The sequence below is a fragment of the Pectobacterium versatile genome (genome assembly GCF_020166435.1).
Taxonomy (GTDB): Bacteria; Pseudomonadota; Gammaproteobacteria; order Enterobacterales; family Enterobacteriaceae; genus Pectobacterium; species Pectobacterium versatile.
This window is the reverse complement of sequence record NZ_JAINZP010000005.1, coordinates 17,319-33,763: the sequence shown is the minus strand read 5'-3', so window position 1 is coordinate 33,763 and position 16,445 is coordinate 17,319. Positions and strand designations below refer to the sequence as shown.

General features: G+C 52.3%; 12 protein-coding genes. 7 read left to right on the top strand and 5 right to left on the bottom strand.

All coding sequences use genetic code 11. From position 1 onward, the window contains the following. Positions 1-69: 69 nt before the first annotated feature. Together udp and K7X24_RS08065 are read left to right on the top strand one after the other, a co-directional pair. The gene (udp, locus tag K7X24_RS08070) at positions 70-840 is read left to right on the top strand and encodes a uridine phosphorylase (protein ID WP_010283777.1); all 771 of its coding nucleotides are present in this window, start codon (positions 70-72) and stop codon (positions 838-840) included. 150 nt (positions 841-990) lie between these two features. Continuing rightward, the gene (locus K7X24_RS08065; RefSeq protein ID WP_224554164.1) at positions 991-1,773 is read left to right on the top strand and encodes a tyrosine-protein phosphatase; all 783 of its coding nucleotides are present in this window, start codon (positions 991-993) and stop codon (positions 1,771-1,773) included. Between the two features lie 172 nt (positions 1,774-1,945). On the opposite strand, the gene K7X24_RS08060 is transcribed toward K7X24_RS08065, so the two are convergent. The 3 genes from K7X24_RS08060 to K7X24_RS08050 all read right to left on the bottom strand — a co-directional run bounded on the left by K7X24_RS08060 (position 1,946) and on the right by K7X24_RS08050 (position 7,511). Further along, complete coding sequence (locus K7X24_RS08060) at positions 1,946-2,893, bottom strand: ChuX/HutX family heme-like substrate-binding protein (RefSeq protein ID WP_224554161.1); 948 nt, start codon at positions 2,891-2,893, stop codon at positions 1,946-1,948. Positions 2,894-3,239: 346 nt separating this feature from the next. Then, the gene (ppc, locus tag K7X24_RS08055) at positions 3,240-5,879 is read right to left on the bottom strand and encodes a phosphoenolpyruvate carboxylase (RefSeq protein ID WP_224554159.1); all 2,640 of its coding nucleotides are present in this window, start codon (positions 5,877-5,879) and stop codon (positions 3,240-3,242) included. 243 nt (positions 5,880-6,122) lie between these two features. Then, on the bottom strand, positions 6,123-7,511 hold the full coding sequence (locus tag K7X24_RS08050; protein WP_224554157.1) for a PTS transporter subunit EIIC: 1,389 nt from the start codon (positions 7,509-7,511) through the stop codon (positions 6,123-6,125). A 447-nt stretch (positions 7,512-7,958) separates the two neighbouring features. Between K7X24_RS08050 and K7X24_RS08045 the strand changes: the two genes are divergently transcribed. Beyond that, a complete protein-coding gene (locus K7X24_RS08045) occupies positions 7,959-9,158 on the top strand; it encodes a starvation-sensing protein RspA (protein WP_100018533.1) in 1,200 nt (399 codons plus the stop codon). 8 nt (positions 9,159-9,166) lie between these two features. Here K7X24_RS08045 and K7X24_RS08040 read toward each other — a convergent pair whose 3' ends face one another. Together K7X24_RS08040 and argE are read right to left on the bottom strand one after the other, a co-directional pair. Continuing rightward, complete coding sequence (locus tag K7X24_RS08040) at positions 9,167-9,880, bottom strand: GntR family transcriptional regulator (protein WP_039474643.1); 714 nt, start codon at positions 9,878-9,880, stop codon at positions 9,167-9,169. A gap of 54 nt (positions 9,881-9,934) precedes the next feature. Then, on the bottom strand, positions 9,935-11,086 hold the full coding sequence (argE, locus tag K7X24_RS08035; RefSeq protein WP_130587448.1) for an acetylornithine deacetylase: 1,152 nt from the start codon (positions 11,084-11,086) through the stop codon (positions 9,935-9,937). A gap of 201 nt (positions 11,087-11,287) precedes the next feature. On the opposite strand from argE, the gene argC reads away from it, so the two are divergent. From argC to rmuC, 4 genes are all read left to right on the top strand, one after another. Then, on the top strand, positions 11,288-12,292 hold the full coding sequence (argC, locus tag K7X24_RS08030) for an N-acetyl-gamma-glutamyl-phosphate reductase (RefSeq protein ID WP_010298635.1): 1,005 nt from the start codon (positions 11,288-11,290) through the stop codon (positions 12,290-12,292). Between the two features lie 37 nt (positions 12,293-12,329). Beyond that, complete coding sequence (gene argB / locus K7X24_RS08025) at positions 12,330-13,103, top strand: acetylglutamate kinase (protein WP_005973420.1); 774 nt, start codon at positions 12,330-12,332, stop codon at positions 13,101-13,103. A 62-nt stretch (positions 13,104-13,165) separates the two neighbouring features. Beyond that, positions 13,166-14,539 carry an argininosuccinate lyase gene (argH, locus tag K7X24_RS08020; RefSeq protein WP_103158410.1) on the top strand — a complete coding sequence of 458 codons (1,374 nt, stop codon included), beginning with the start codon at positions 13,166-13,168 and terminating at the stop codon, positions 14,537-14,539. Positions 14,540-14,763: 224 nt separating this feature from the next. Next, positions 14,764-16,323, top strand: coding sequence for a DNA recombination protein RmuC (gene rmuC, locus K7X24_RS08015; protein ID WP_224554155.1), 1,560 nt, complete (start codon positions 14,764-14,766; stop codon positions 16,321-16,323). The last annotated feature ends 122 nt before the right edge of the window (positions 16,324-16,445 follow it).

Here is a 16,445-nt window from a genome sequence, read left to right as displayed (position 1 = left end):
AAAGGCAGCATAGATGAGGCGTCCGGCGCGATTTCTCTGGATACCCAATTGATTGCCTGGGAGGCAGTTATGTCTACATCTGATGTGTTCCATCTTGGTCTGGTCAAGAACGATTTACAGGGCGCGACGCTGGCTATCGTCCCCGGCGATCCTGAGCGTGTTGAAAAAATTGCTCGCCTGATGGATAACCCGGTACATCTGGCATCACACCGTGAATTTACGTCCTGGCGTGCAGAGTTGGACGGCAAGGCAGTGATTGTTTGCTCGACCGGCATTGGCGGCCCGTCAACGTCAATCGCGGTAGAAGAATTGGCACAACTCGGCATCCGGACTTTCCTGCGCGTCGGTACCACGGGGGCGATACAGTCCGGCATCAACGTCGGTGATGTGCTAGTGACCACCGCCGCCGTCCGTCTTGACGGGGCGAGCCTGCACTTCGCGCCAATGGAATTCCCAGCCGTTGCTGATTTCGGCTGTACCACCGCATTGGTGGAAGCAGCGAAGGCCTCGGGTGCGGCGCTGCACGTGGGCATTACGGCGTCTTCCGATACGTTCTACCCTGGTCAGGAACGCTATGACACCTTCTCTGGACGCGTTGTCCGTCGCTTCCGCGGCTCGATGGAAGAATGGCAGAGCATGGGCGTGCTGAACTATGAAATGGAATCCGCTACGTTGCTGACCATGTGCGCCAGTCAGGGGCTGAAAGCGGGTATGATCGCGGGTGTGATCGTGAACCGTACCCAGCAGGAAATCCCGGATGCAGCGACCATGAAACTGGCCGAAACCACCGTCATCAAGGTGTTGCTGGACGCGACTCGCCGTTTGTTAGCCGCTGAGTAAGCACAAAAAATTGATGGTATTTTGGGCTGGTCATTATCGATGCCAGCCCGTATCCTGATAGCCTCTTCAGGTTCATTGGGTTAACCTGTACCGTGCTTAGCGCGTGTAATACGGTTGCCTTGCTCGCCTTTCAACCTCGCAAGGAGATGTATGACCGAACCAACGTTGCTTCATCCCTCTTTATTACCGCTGGACGGCGGAATCAACTTCCGCGATTTAGGCGGTAACCGTGCTGCTGACGGGCGGCTTATTCGACACGGTAAACTTTTTCGCTCCGGCTCGCTGGATCTGCTGAGTCAGGCTGACTGTGAGCATCTTGCTGGCGTACCTATTTCCCATGTGGTGGACTATCGGGATGCTGATGAAATTACGCAGAAGCCTGACATATTGTGGACTGGAGCCCATTATCACGCCTATCCGGCCAATCCATTACGCCACGAAGTGACGGCTAATCTGGATTCATTGGGATCCGATGTGCTGGCAGCGTTTGATTCCCGTGCGTTTATGTTAGAACTCTACCGCCGTCTGCCTTTCAATAATTCGGCCTATAAACAACTGGTATCGCTGCTATTACGGCCGGATGAGGGCGGGCTGGTACAGCACTGCGCTGTGGGTAAAGACCGCACGGGTATCGGTTCGGCGCTGGTGATGTTTGCGCTGGGTGCGGATGAACAGACGGTGATGGAAGATTACCTGCTCACCGAGACGACGCTGACGCCCTTCCGCCAGCAGCTACTGACACATCTGTCGGCAACGTTGAATGAGAAAGCGCTGGGACAGTTCTCTTATGTGCTGTCGGTGCAGGAAGAGTTCATCGTGACGGCGTTGCAGGCCATCTACGAACGACATGGTTCGATTGATAGCTGGCTTGAAGTGGAATACGGTCTGGATAATCGTGCACGGCATTATTTGCAGGATAAATATCTGGCGTAAGGCTGCTACCTCGTATAGGGATAGTTTAATTGCCAGCCTTATAAACCACCTCCTTGGGGGCAGTTCAGGGAGGTGGTCTTTTACCGCAGGTTTCTCTCTGATTATCGCTTAGTGAGAACGAGCAACAGGACTATTATTATAAGTGCTTCTGCATATTTTTTCTCATAAGTTGCTAGATGATTTTAGGTAACCTTTTTATTAACTCAACCCATTTTTCGCTCTGCTTTGAACCTTCAGTTCTCATGCCATAAAACTGAGCGATATGGCTCTCATTTTTATCGAAAATTTCTAAGCTAGTGATATAACCTTGCTCTGACATTTTATTAACGACCCATGCCTCCCCAAGATTACTGGTCGTTATTTTAAATATTGCACGTTGGCCCTCCTCTGTTTCTCCATGCACGACGAGTTTACCTTTGTTTTTAAGCTCGACGATTTTATTAATGGTGCCAGTATAGATCTGAACGACGGAGTCGTTATCGACAAAAATCATGGATCGCTCTTTTTCTCTCTGTAATGAGGCTAAAACAGACCACAGGCTACTTGGATCTACCTGACAGGCCAAGTCGTCAGGTACCGCCTTGAATGCTTCAAGTTTACTCATTCCGAATTGCTCTAGCATTGGGTAAAAATGATGAATATCAGCCAAGTTACGCCATAAGGATTCAATGCTTTTACCTTTATCTATCTCTTTTAGCTTACCTTGCTTTGATGTTACTTCAAGGGACTCTTCCCTAATATTCTCTTTTGATGTTAAATTAATTTTAAGTACGTTATCTTTATTTTCATTCAGGAAATTTATATCGTAGTTATCTGCCGATTTTTTTTCTATAGAAATTTCTTTTATTTTCCCAGGGATGATTCTTAAGTCAACCCCTTTTGGGTTTAGAAGTAAATGCCCATTAGCCGCTGGCTGGGTTATTTTTCCTGTAACACGAAGAAGAGAGTTGTAATTAGATCCTGGTGTTGTTGTTTCCACTGCTTCAGTTGATATTTTTTTTATTTTTTTTAATATTTCATTTAATGAGTTTGAATTATTAAAATCAACACCCCATGCAGTACTTGTTTCTTTAATAGAATAATTGGCATCATTAATTTTCATTTTTTGGTTACCGTTCATTTTTTTCTTCGGAAGTATTATTTATTCTTATATCCAATAAATGTTAATTTAGAGTATAGGAGAATATATTAAATAAACGAGTTGCTATCGGTTGGAAAAGCGATTTTTGTAATTCTTTTCTTTCAGCAAAACGAGGTGATAAAGATTAATTATTGGATAACAATGAATAATAATATAATCGGGGGCATTTTTCGTGATACTTTGCCCACGTATTAGCCACTTATTCCAGATTGATTGGTTGTAAAAATGTGATGGGTCAGAGAGACACGAAGCGAGATTCTGTAGGCGCTCTCGCTTCGTGGTCGCAATATAAGCCTTGTATGATCGGCTTTTGCTGTCTGCGTGATTAGCCCGTATTACGCATACCCGCGGCGACGCCAGCAATGGTAACCATCAGCGCCAGTTCCAGATCGGCATCCGGTTGTTCCTGCTGACGTGAGCGGTGCAACAGCTCGGCCTGCAACACGTTCAGAGGATCGGTGTAGACGTTACGCAGGGCGATAGACTCGGCGATCCACGGCAGGTCAGCCATCAGGTGATCGTCGTTGGAGATAGTCAGCACCACCTTGATGTCGGCGGCCAACTGACCGCGCAGCTGTTTCCCTAACGGCCACAGTTTCTCTTCTACCAGACGCTGATCGTAATACTCCGCCAGCCAGAGGTCGGCTTTGGCGAACACCATCTCCAGCATGCCAATACGCGTCGAGAAGAACGGCCAGTCGCGGCACATGGCTTCTAACTGTTCCTGCTTACCGTCATCCACCACTTTCTGCAATGCAGCACCTGCACCTAGCCATGCTGGCAGCATTAGGCGGTTCTGCGTCCAGGCGAAAATCCACGGGATAGCGCGCAGGCTTTCTACACCGCCGTTCGGACGGCGTTTGGCCGGACGTGAACCCAGCGGCAATTTACCCAACTCCAACTCCGGCGTCGCGGCACGGAAGTAAGGGACGAAATCCGGGTTCTCACGCACGTAGCCACGGTACATCTCGCAGGACACGCGAGAAAGATCGTCCATCACCTCGTGCCATTCCTGTTTTGGTTCCGGCGGCGGCAGTAGGTTTGCTTCCAGAATCGCACCGGTATACAACGCCAGGCTGCTGATGGTGACTTCCGGCAGACCGTATTTAAAGCGGATCATCTCGCCCTGTTCCGTCACGCGCAGGCCACCTTTCAGGCTACCCGGCGGTTGTGACAACAGCGCTGCGTGAGCCGGTGCACCACCGCGACCGATAGAACCACCGCGTCCGTGGAACAGCGTCAGTGCGATACCCGCTTTCTCACAGGTTTTGATCAGCGCGTCCTGTGCACGGTACTGCGCCCAAGAAGCAGCCATCACGCCCGCATCTTTCGCAGAGTCGGAATAGCCGATCATGACCATCTGCTTGCCCTGAATAAAGCCGCGATACCAGTCGATGCTCAGCAATTGCGTCATGACATCATCAGCGTTGTTCAGGTCGTCCAGCGTTTCAAACAGCGGCGCGACCGGCAATGCAAACGGGCAACCGGCTTCTTTGAGCAGCAGGTGGACGGCCAGCACGTCGGAAGGCGTGCGTGCCATTGAAATGACATAGGCTGCGACTGAACCGATTGGCGCTTTGGCGACGACACGACAGGTATCCAGCACTTCTTTGGTATCCGCGCTCGGCTCCCAATAACGCGGCAGGAGCGGGCGCTTAGAGCTGAGTTCACGGATCAGGAAGGCCTGCTTATCGGACTCTGACCAGCTTTCGTAGTCGCCTAGGCCCAGATAACGGGTAATCTCGGCCAGCGCTTCGGTGTGGCGGGTGCTTTCCTGACGGACATCGATGCGTACCAAAGGCACACCGAAGCAACGTACGCGACGCAGCGTATCCAGCAGGCGACCATCGGCGATGATGCCCATGCCGCAGGTTTTCAGCGATTGGTAGCAGGCGTGGAGTGGTTCCCACAGCTGTTCGTTGGTAATCAGCAGATCTTTAGGCGGCAGACGCTCTTCACCTGTCAGACGCGCTTCCAGATAGCTCAGTGTACTGCTCAACTGCGAACGCAGTGACTTCATGATGGCGCGGTACGGTTCTTGTACCTCGCTGCCACCAGCCAGCTCCAGCAGTTCCGGTGTACACTCGGACATCGACAGCTCGGAAACCAGCACCTGAATATCACGCAGGAACAGATCGGCGGCTTTCCAGCGGCTGAGTAACAGCACGTGGCGAGTGACTTCCGCCGTGACGTTCGGGTTACCGTCGCGGTCGCCACCCATCCAGGAGGTGAAGCGCACCGGAACCGCATCAACGGGCAGACGATAGCCGAAAGCCTGTTCCAGCTGTTCATCCAGCTCGCGTAAAAATGCAGGTACGCCTTCCCACAGGCTGTTTTCCACCACGGCGAAGCCCCATTTGGCTTCATCTACTGGGGTAGGACGAATTTTACGGATTTCATCGGTATGCCAGGACTGCGCAATCAGCTGGCGCAGGCGGCGCATGATCTGATTGCGCTCATAATCAGCCAGATCGTTGTGGTCAAGCTGCTTGAGGCAGGTATTCACTTCTACCAGCTTGTGGATCAGCGTCCGGCGGGTAATTTCGGTCGGGTGTGCGGTCAGCACCAGCTCGATCGACAAGGATTCTACGGCGTCACGGATATCGCGTTCGGTCAGATCTTTGCTTTCTTTCAGGCGCTCAAACGCGTGGGAAAGCTGTGCCGGGTTACTCGCGGCTTCACCGTGCGGTGAAATCGTATGATATTGCTCAGCGGTATTGGTCAGGTTAAGGAACTGGCTGAATGCGCGGGCAACGGGCAACAGTTCATCGTTAGACAGGTTTTGCAGCGTAGTCAGCAACTCCTGACGATGTTTTTCATTACCTGCGCGGGAAGACTTTGACAACTTGCGGATTGTTTCGACTTTATCAAGGATGTTTTCACCCAGTGCTTCTTTGATGGTATCGCCGAGAAGCTTGCCGAGCATACTGACGTTACTGCGCATTGCGGAATATTGTTCGTTCATAGTTACCCTGACCCATCCCTACCATTTTTGTAAGTTTATTTCACTTGACATATTTTGACGCACTGCCTCCATCTAGCCACGATAAGGCGGGTTCGTCAATTGACGATTCTTTCTTCTCCTTATTCTTTGTACTTGCATTGAGGCGGGCTTGGCAATTTGTGAAATTTAATTACAGAGGCGCGGATATTAGAGGGACTTATTAGCAGGGGAACGTCGCGGGGCTCAGCGGCCCCGCGAGCGCGGTTACGACTGTTTAGAAGCTCTGACGACCAGAATATAAGTCAGCGTAAAAGAAAGCACGATGGCGATAGCCATGCCAGAGACGGCATAGCTAAAGTACGGGCCAATATAGGCTGGCAGGCTGAAAATACTCGACAAAATATAGCCATACAGCCGGACACCGAAGAACGCGATAAAGGCTGAAGCGATAGAACTGGCGACGGTGGCGGCGATAAACGCTTTTTTGTACTTCGTCAGCACGCCGAACAGCGCCGGTTCCGTAATACCGAGCAACGCGGACACTCCGGCAGACAGTACGACGGACTTATCCTGACGGTTTTTGGCATGGAAGTAGATGGCAAACGTGGAACCTGCAATCGCCATATTGGCCATACACATCATCGGCATCAGCATATCAAAACCTTGGTCGGAGAAGTTTTGTAGCGCAATGGGCGTCATGGCGTGATGCATGCCAGTCAGGATGGCGACAGGGCGGATCGCACCGACCACAAAACCCGCGAAGACCGCGGACAGATCGAACAGGCTCTGGATAAACAGAGCCAGCAGCTTACCGAGGTAGATACCAAATGGCCCGATCACCGTGAGCGACACCAGCGCGGCGATAAACAGTGTCAGCGTTGGGGTAAACACAGTTTTCAGCACCGAAGGCATAATGCGATCGACCCAGCGGTGGATATAGCTTAGTGCCAGCACGGAGAAAATCACCGGGATGACGCTGGCGGAGTAGTTGAATACCGAAATGGGCAGCATGCCCATAAAGTAAAATGCACTGACCGCATCAGGACTGTGGCTGGCTAAGGCCTTTGCGGCTTCCATCAACGACGGATACATCAGGCAGGCTGCAACGGCCGCCGCTAGATATTCGTTCGTTTTAAATATCTTGGCAGCCGAGACGGCGAGGAAGAACGGGAGGAAATAGAATACACCGCTGGCGATCAGGTCGAGGACGATCACGGTATCGGTTTTGGCAGAGACCACTTTCAAGGCGATCAGCCCTGCCAGCAGCCCTTTGATCATACCGGCACCCGCGATGGCAGGCACGATCGGACCAAATACGCCGGAAACCGTATCCATGAACAGCGAAACCAGCCCCTTTTTCTGCTTCTGCACGTCTGGCTGCGATGTCGCTGTAGGCGAAAGCGTTGTGGAGGAAAGCTGGGCGTTCAGCAGTTCGTAATACTCATTGACCTGCGGCCCGATAATAATCTGAAACTGTTCACTCTGGTGTTGGGCACCTAATATGCCTGGCAGGCTTTTGATGGCTTCAGTTTGCACTTTACTTTCATCAATTAAATCAAACCGAAGCCGCGTCATGCAGTGCCAGGCTTTATTAATATTTTCGCTTCCGCCAACCAGTTTAATGATTGACTGAATAACGTCATTTTTTCCCATGAAATAAACTCCCCGCATATATCTGTCATAATTCAAATTGCATGTACGTTGGCTTCGTTCAGTCACCCGAATCACTTACTTGAGTAAGCTCATCGGGATTCCTTCGCTTGCCGCCTTCCTGAAATTCGAATTATTTAGGATATCGACTTATGTTATTTTTGGCCGAATTATTTCCACCGATAGTAAAAACTTAAAGAAGAAAAAACAAACCAATAAAACATGAAGCTCGTCACATGGTTAGTCTATAAGGGGCTTTTTGTTGCCATTATTTGATAATTGGTCTGGTTTTTTAATCAATTTAATGGCTTTTTCAAACCAAAATAAATCTTTTAAATAATAGGTTTACAATAAAAGAAAAAATAAGTAGAAAACAAAAAAAGAAACTGATTTTAGACTGTGTTTTTGCCGGGTAAGGCTATTCCGGTAAATGCTCTGGAGGATATTTTTGTGTTGCCGACAATCATTACTGACATTGAATGTCTTGTTACCCGCCCCGACCGCCATAATTTAGTGACGGTGGTGGTTCACACGGATAAAGGCGTGACGGGTTATGGATGTGCGACCTTCCAGCAGCGCCCGCTGGCCGTCAAAGCGATGGTGGACGAGTACCTCAAACCGCTTCTGCTAGGACGAGATGCTAACCACATTGAAGATCTGTGGCACATGATGATGGTCAACGCTTATTGGCGTAACGGTCCGGTTATCAACAATGCGGTGGCGGGCGTTGATATGGCGTTGTGGGATATCAAAGGTAAGCTGGCGGATATGCCGCTTTATCACCTGTTTGGTGGGAAATCTCGCGATGCCATTGCCGCTTACAGCCATGCTGCCAGTGATACGCTGGACGGGCTGTATCAGGAAGTGGATCGGCTGTATGCGCAGGGCTATCGTCATATCCGCTGCCAGCTAGGATTCTATGGAGGTAATCCCGATGCGCTGCACAGCACGCGGCAGCCAACGGAGGGAGCCTATTACGATCAGGATCAGTACATGGCCAATACGCTCGCCATGTTCCGTGCGCTGCGCGAGAAATACGGCGATCGTTTCCACATCCTGCATGATGTCCATGAGCGTCTGTTCCCGAATCAGGCCGTGCAGTTTGCCAAAGCGGTAGAAGTTTATCGTCCCTATTTCATCGAAGACATTTTGCCGCCTGCGCAAAATGAGTGGCTGGCGCAGATCCGCAGCCAGAGCGCGGTGCCGCTGGCGACCGGGGAGCTGTTTAATAACCCCGCCGAGTGGCAGAATCTGGTGATTAATCGTCAGGTTGATTTCATCCGCTGCCATGTCTCACAGATTGGCGGGATTACGCCAGCGCTGAAACTGGGTGCGTTCTGTCAGAACTTTGGCGTTCGTCTCGCGTGGCATTGCCCGCCGGATATGACGCCGATCGGTGCGGCGGTCAACATTCACCTCAATATCCACCTGCATAACGCCGCGATTCAGGAATTTGTCGCTTACCCGGAAAATACCCGCAAGGTCTTCCCGCAGGCGGTGGAACCAGAGAAGGGCTATCTGTATCCGATTGAACGTCCCGGTATTGGCGTGGGTATCGATCTGGACGCGGCGCGGCAGTTTCCCGTTGTCTATCGTCCGCACGAGTGGACGCAGAGCCGCCTGCCGGATGGCACGATGCATACGCCCTGAGTGAAGCATTAAGGCGACTGGCGGAAATTCAGATTATCGCGGTTGAAGGGGATGACGTAGGTGCAGGCGTAGTTGATATCAATGATATCGCTCGATTCGTACACGCGACCACCCTGTAAAATACCGCGATTAAGAATGTGCATCGCCGCCGTGCCTTTCTTGCAGCCCAGTAGCTCAGCCTGTGCTTTAGTGACGTTAACCGCCTGATAATGTGTCAGGTAGTGTGAAATCGCGTAGCCCTTGCTGAGCACATACTGCTGAATAGAGCTTTCAATAATCTTCTGGCTCATGTCTGGGAAATCCGCAGCGGGCATCTTCGATATCTCAATCTGCACCTTACGGTTATCGACATAACGTAATCGGCTGAATTCCCAGATGAACGTATTTTCGCTGATCGCAAAAACCTGCTGTTCTTCACGATTCGGCAATCGCTTATGCAGGCTAAGCAGGCGGAATGAAATCTGATTAAATTTCTTTTCGGTAATCGAATTATACACCAGCGGGTTGCTGCGTACGCCCTGATTGATGAAGTTACCGGAGCCTTGCACCATATGGATCGCGCCGATGCTGGCGAGTTTTTCCAATGCCTGACGAATGGTGAAGCGCGACACGCCGTATTCTTCCGCCAACTGGCGTTCCGGCGGCAGCTTTTCTGGCAGCGGATCGGTGTGCTGATAGATTTTGCTCAGTAGATCCTGTGCGATGAAATCTTTCTTTTTCATTCTCTGTCTCAAAATGACCCTGCCAGCATGGCTGGCAAGGCCGCTTTCGTCGGATCAGTGGTGGCAGAAGTGATGAATAACCTGCGAAATCAGTTCCCGTGTCGGTTTGATAAACGCGGTATCGATATATTCATCCGGTTGGTGCGCCTGTTCGATCGATCCCGGTCCCAGAACCAGCGTCGGGCACAGTGTCTGAATAAACGGTGCTTCGGTACAGTAGTTCACGATTTCCGTTTTCGTCCCCAGCAGCTTCTCCACGACGGACACCAGACGGTGGTCTGGTGGGCACTCATAGCCAGGAATCGGAGGATGCAGCTCGCTGATGGTCAACCTGCCCGGCCAGCGCTGGCTGACAGGCTCAAGCGCTTCTGACAGCAGTCCGTCCAGATCGTTGAGCGTAATGCCCGGCAGCGGACGGATATCCATATGCAGTTCACAGCAGCCGCAGATACGGTTAGCGGCATCGCCGCCGTGAATGTGTCCGAGGTTCATAGTCGGGTGAGGAATGTGGAAAATCGGATTGTGATAGCGTTCCTGTAGCGTGTTACGCAATACCAGCAGATGAGAAATGGCTTCGTGCATCAGCTCAATCGCGTTCACGCCGCGCGACGGATCGCTGGAGTGGCCAGACTGCCCCTGAATGCGGATCGCGTTGGACATATGGCCCTTGTGGGCACGCACCGGTTGCAGCGAGGTCGGTTCGCCGATAATGGCGCAGTCCGGGCGAATCTGTGTGGATTCGGAGAAATACTTGGCGCCGGCCATCGTCGTCTCTTCATCCGCCGTTGCCAGTACGTAGAGCGGTTTCGTCAGCTTAGTCGGATCGATATCGCGCAACGCATCCAGAATAAAGGCAAAGAAGCCTTTCATATCCGCCGTACCCAGGCCGTACAGTTTGTTGTCGTGTTCGGTCAGCGTGAACGGGTCGCGCGTCCAGCGACCGTCGTCGAACGGGACGGTGTCGGTGTGGCCTGCCAACAATAAGCCACCTTTTCCTTCACCAATCCGCGCCAGCATATTAAATTTATTGAGGGTGCCGGGGACTGGTTGGACTTCCACATGGAAGCCGAGATCGCCGAACCAGCCGGCCAGCAGGTTGATTAAGGTATGATTACTTTGATCGAGCGCGCTGTCGGTGGCACTGATGGACGGTGTGGCTATCAATGCCCGATATAGCTCAATAAAAGGGGGTAAATTCATCTTCACTGTTGACAGCCTCTGGTTAGAATAGTATCAATATTCATGCATTTATTTTGAATAAAAATACAATAATGCTCGGCGAAAGGAAACCCAAAGGTACGGCGATGACGATTCGTCACTTTCACTGAGTTTCGCGGGTGAACAGCGTACCGACGCTGGTGAGCCCTGTTACCTGTTCCATAGATAAGTAAAAGGTATACGGATCCCATGCTGAATACGCTGATTGTTGGTGCAAGTGGTTATACCGGTGCTGAGCTTGCGCTCTACCTGAACCGTCACCCACAGATGAACATAACCGCTTTGATGGTTTCTGCGCAAAGTGTCGATGCAGGAAAATTGATTTCTGATTTACATCCGCAGCTCAAAGGCATCATCGATGTTCCGGTAAAACCGCTGACCGATGCGGAAGAAGCGGCGAAAGGCGTGGATGTCGTTTTTCTGGCGACCGACCACAAAGTCAGCCACGATCTGGCCCCTGTTTTTCTGGCGGCAGGCTGCACCGTTTTTGATTTGTCCGGCGCGTTCCGCGTACAGGATGCCGAATTTTATCGTCGTTACTATGGCTTTGAGCATCAGCACCCTGACTGGCTGGCAAAAGCGGTTTACGGGCTGGCCGAATGGCGTGCGGAAAGCGTAAAACAGGCGCAGCTGGTTGCCGTGCCAGGCTGTTATCCAACGGCTGCGCAGCTGGCGCTGAAGCCGCTTCTGGATGCGCAACTGCTGAACCCGGCACAGTGGCCGGTGATTAATGCCGTGAGCGGCGTGAGTGGGGCGGGGCGTAAAGCGTCGCTGACCAGCAGCTTCTGTGAAGTCAGCCTGCAACCGTACGGTATTTTCAATCACCGCCATGAACCTGAAATTTCAACGCACCTCGGCACGCCAGTGATCTTCACACCGCATTTGGGCAACTTCGCTCGCGGTATTCTGGAAACTATCACCTGTCGCCTGCAACCGGGCGTCACCCAGCAGGATATCGCTGAGGCTTATCACAACGCTTATCACGATAAGCCGCTGGTTCGCCTGTACGATAAGGGCGTTCCGGCGCTGAAATCCGTTGTCGGCCTGCCGTTCTGCGATATCGGTTTCTCTGTTGATGGTGAGCACCTGATCGTGGTGGCAACCGAAGATAACCTGCTGAAAGGCGCGGCGGCACAGGCTGTGCAATGCATGAACATTCGTTTTGGTTTCCCTGAAACCCAATCGTTAATTTAATCACTACTGGTCCCGACATTTCGAGGCGCGAAGCATAATGAATCCGTTAATTATCAAATTAGGTGGCGTTTTACTGGATAGCGAAGAAGCGCTGGAACGTCTGTTCACTGCGCTGGTGGCTTACCGTCAGGAACATCAGCGTCCTCTGGTGATTGTGCACGGTGGCGGCTGTCTGGTAGATGACCTGATGAAGAAACTGTCGCTGCCCGTCGTGAAGAAAAACGGCCTGCGCGTCACGCCTGCCGATCAGATCGATATCATCACCGGTGCGCTGGCGGGTTCCGCCAACAAGACGCTGCTGTCATGGGCGAAGAAGCATGACATCAATGCCGTCGGCTTGTGTCTGGGCGATGGCGGCAGCACGACGGTCACGCAGTTAGATGAGTCTTTGGGCTTTGTGGGTAAGGCAGAAGCGGGATCGCCTGCGCTGCTGAACACGCTGCTGTCTGCGGGCTATCTGCCTGTTGTTAGCTCCATCGGCATTACGGCACAGGGCGACCTGATGAACGTCAACGCTGACCAAGCGGCGACGGCACTGGCGCAAACGCTGGGCGCGGATTTAATCCTGCTGTCTGACGTTAGCGGCATTCTGGACGGTAAAGGCCAGCGTATCGCCGAAATGACGGCAGAGAAAGCCGAGCAGCTGATTGCTCAGGGCATCATCACCGACGGCATGATTGTTAAAGTCAACGCTGCGCTGGATGCCGCGCGTGCGCTGGGTCGTCCGGTTGATATTGCCAGCTGGCGTCATGCTGAGCAGCTACCTGCGCTGTTCAACGGCGTAGCGATTGGCACACGTATTCTGGCGTAAGTCGTTTCTGGGTATGGCATGATGCGATACCAACGTGAATTATATTTTTGGGAGTAAGGGTTATGGCTTTGTGGGGCGGTCGGTTTAGTCAGGCAGCAGATCAGCGTTTTAAACAATTTAATGACTCACTGCGGTTTGATTACCGTCTGGCGGAACAGGACATCGTTGGCTCGATCGGCTGGTCGAAAGCACTGGTGACGGTCAATGTGCTCAGCGAGCAGGAGCAGCAGCAGTTGGAACAGGCGCTGAATGCGCTGCTGGTTGAGGTTCAAGCCGATCCTGAGATGATCCTGCAAAGCGATGCAGAGGACATTCACAGCTGGGTTGAACTGCGTCTGATTGAGAAAGTCGGCGATTTAGGTAAAAAGCTGCATACCGGTCGTAGCCGTAACGATCAGGTCGCGACGGATCTGAAACTGTGGTGCAAGGCGCAGATTGCTGAACTGCTGCTGTCGGTACGCCAGTTGCGTCAGGCGCTGGTTACGACGGCGGAAGCCAATCAGGATGCAGTGATGCCGGGTTACACCCACCTACAGCGTGCACAACCAGTGACGTTTGCGCACTGGTGTCTGGCCTACCATGAAATGCTGGCGCGTGATGAAAGCCGTCTGGAAGATACGCTGAAGCGTCTGGATGTCAGCCCACTGGGCTGCGGTGCTCTGGCAGGAACGGCTTATCCAATCGATCGTGAGCAACTGGCGGGCTGGCTGGGATTTGCCTCGGCCACGCGTAACAGTCTGGATACGGTTTCCGATCGCGATCATGTACTGGAACTGCTGTCTGATGCTTCGATCGGCATGATCCACCTGTCGCGTTTTGCCGAAGATCTGATCTTCTTCAACAGCGGTGAAGCGGCGTTCGTTGAGCTGTCTGACCGTGTGACATCCGGTTCTTCCCTGATGCCACAGAAGAAAAACCCGGATGCGCTGGAGCTGATTCGTGGTAAATGCGGTCGTGTACAGGGCGCGTTGACCGGCATGATGATGACGCTTAAAGGCCTGCCGCTGGCGTATAACAAAGACATGCAGGAAGACAAAGAAGGGCTGTTTGACGCGCTGGATACCTGGCACGATTGCCTGATGATGGCGGGTCTGGTACTGGAAGGCATTCAGGTTAAGCGTCCGCGCTGTAAAGAAGCGGCCGAGCAAGGCTACGCGAACTCGACAGAGCTGGCGGATTACCTGGTCGCGAAAGGCGTTCCGTTCCGTGAAGCGCACCATATTGTGGGCGAAGCGGTAGTTGAAGCCATTCGTCAGGGCAAAGCATTGGAAGCGTTGCCGCTGGCCGATCTGCAAAAATTCAGCGCCGTGATTGGCGAGGATGTGTACCCGATTCTGGCGCTGCAATCCTGCCTGGATAAGCGTGCGGCACAAGGTGGCGTATCACCACAGCAGGTTGCTAAAGCGATTAGTGATGCGAAGCAGCGTCTAGGCTAAGCCACTGGAATAGGTTTAAGTTGTATCCCCCAACGTGGTGTTTCGCGTTGGGGGATTTCTGCGTTACCGATCTGATTCTTCTGCAAATTATCATCTATCCATTCTCATATGGAATGCGGCTCGCATTTTTTCTGCTCAGCGTCTTCCCCACCAGAATTGTTTCTGGACATCCATACAGTATCATTTTACCTTGACCGACAGCGTGAAAGGCCTGCGGAGGCAAAGTGGATATCAGCATATTTTATGGTCTGAGCGGCAGTGCAGTGGGTCTGTTGGTCGGGTGGTTAATTGCCAGCCTGATTCATCAGCAGAAGTTGTCGCGGCATGACACCGAACAGCAGTTGCTGGCGCAGACATTGCAGCAGACTCAGCAGTCACTCAGCGAACAGCAGCAGATAAAGCAGCAGGACGAACAGCGGCTGCGGCAAAACGAGCTGGAGCTGCGCACGGTTCATGCTCAACTCTCTGCCAGCCATGAAAAGCTGCAACAGCTTACTGAACTCCGTGAAGAGTGCGTGCAGTTAAATCAGGAACTGCGAACGCTGCGTGAAATCAATAGCGCGCAGGAAGCGGAGCTGCGGGAAGTTACCATTCGGCTGGAAGAAACCCGTATGGCGGCGGAAGAGAAGCAGCGACTGCTGGCAAACAGCGAACAGCGGTTGACGACGCAGTTTGAGAATCTGGCGAACCGGATTTTTGAACACAGCGGCCGCAAAGTGGATGAACAAAATAAACAGAGTCTGGATAAGCTGCTGATGCCGCTGCGTGAGCAGCTTGATGGGTTCCGCCGTCAGGTGCAGGACAGCTTTGGTGCGGAAGCGCGCGAACGTCACACGCTGGCGCATGAAATCCGCAATCTGCAACAGCTGAACGCGCAGATGGCACATGAAGCCATCAACCTGACGAAAGCACTGAAGGGCGACAATAAAACGCAGGGTAACTGGGGAGAGGTGGTGTTAAGCCGCGTGCTGGAAGCCTCCGGCCTGCGTGAAGGCTACGAGTATCAAACTCAGGTCAGCGTGCAAACAGGCACAAATAGCCGCCTGCAACCGGATGTCATTGTGCGTTTACCGCAGGGCAAAGATGTCGTGATCGATGCCAAGATGTCGCTGGTGGCCTACGAACGCTATTTCAATAGTGACGATGATGCAGAGCGGAGTGTGGCGCTGAACGAACATTTGCTCTCGGTTCGCAGTCATATTCGGCAGTTGAGCAGCAAAGATTACCAGCAGCTTCCAGGGCTGCGTTCGCTAGATTATGTGCTGATGTTTATTCCCGTCGAACCTGCTTTTCTGGTCGCTATCGATCGCCAGCCCGAATTGATCAACGACGCGTTAAAGCACAATATTATGCTGGTCAGCCCGACCACGCTGCTGGTGGCACTACGCACCATCAACAATTTATGGCGCTATGAACAACAGAGCCGCAACGCACAGCAGATCGCCGAGAAAGCCTCACGGTTATATGATAAGTTGCGGCTGTTTGTGGATGATATGGAAGCGCTGGGGCAAAGTCTGGATAAAGCGCAGGGCACTTATCGTCAGGCGATGAATAAACTTTCTTCTGGGCGTGGTAACCTTATTGGCCAGGCTGAGGGGTTCCGTGCACTGGGCGTAGAAATTAAACGCACGATCAGCCCGTCATTAGCAGAAAAAGCAACGGCCCATGAGCACGCTGAACGCGATGAATTACCGGATTCCGTAGCACCCGACGCGGTTTCACCAACTGTGAAAACGGAGGGTGAAGAAGGGGAACCCCCCTTATCTACCCGTAACCTATCCTAAATAATTCGAGTTGCGTGAAGCCAACGCACAAGCCGCTTGAAGTATGACGGATATAAATAGGTATGGGTTTCGCGGGCTTGGCACCAGGCTATGCGAAATTAGTGCAGTGGGGTTTTTATACG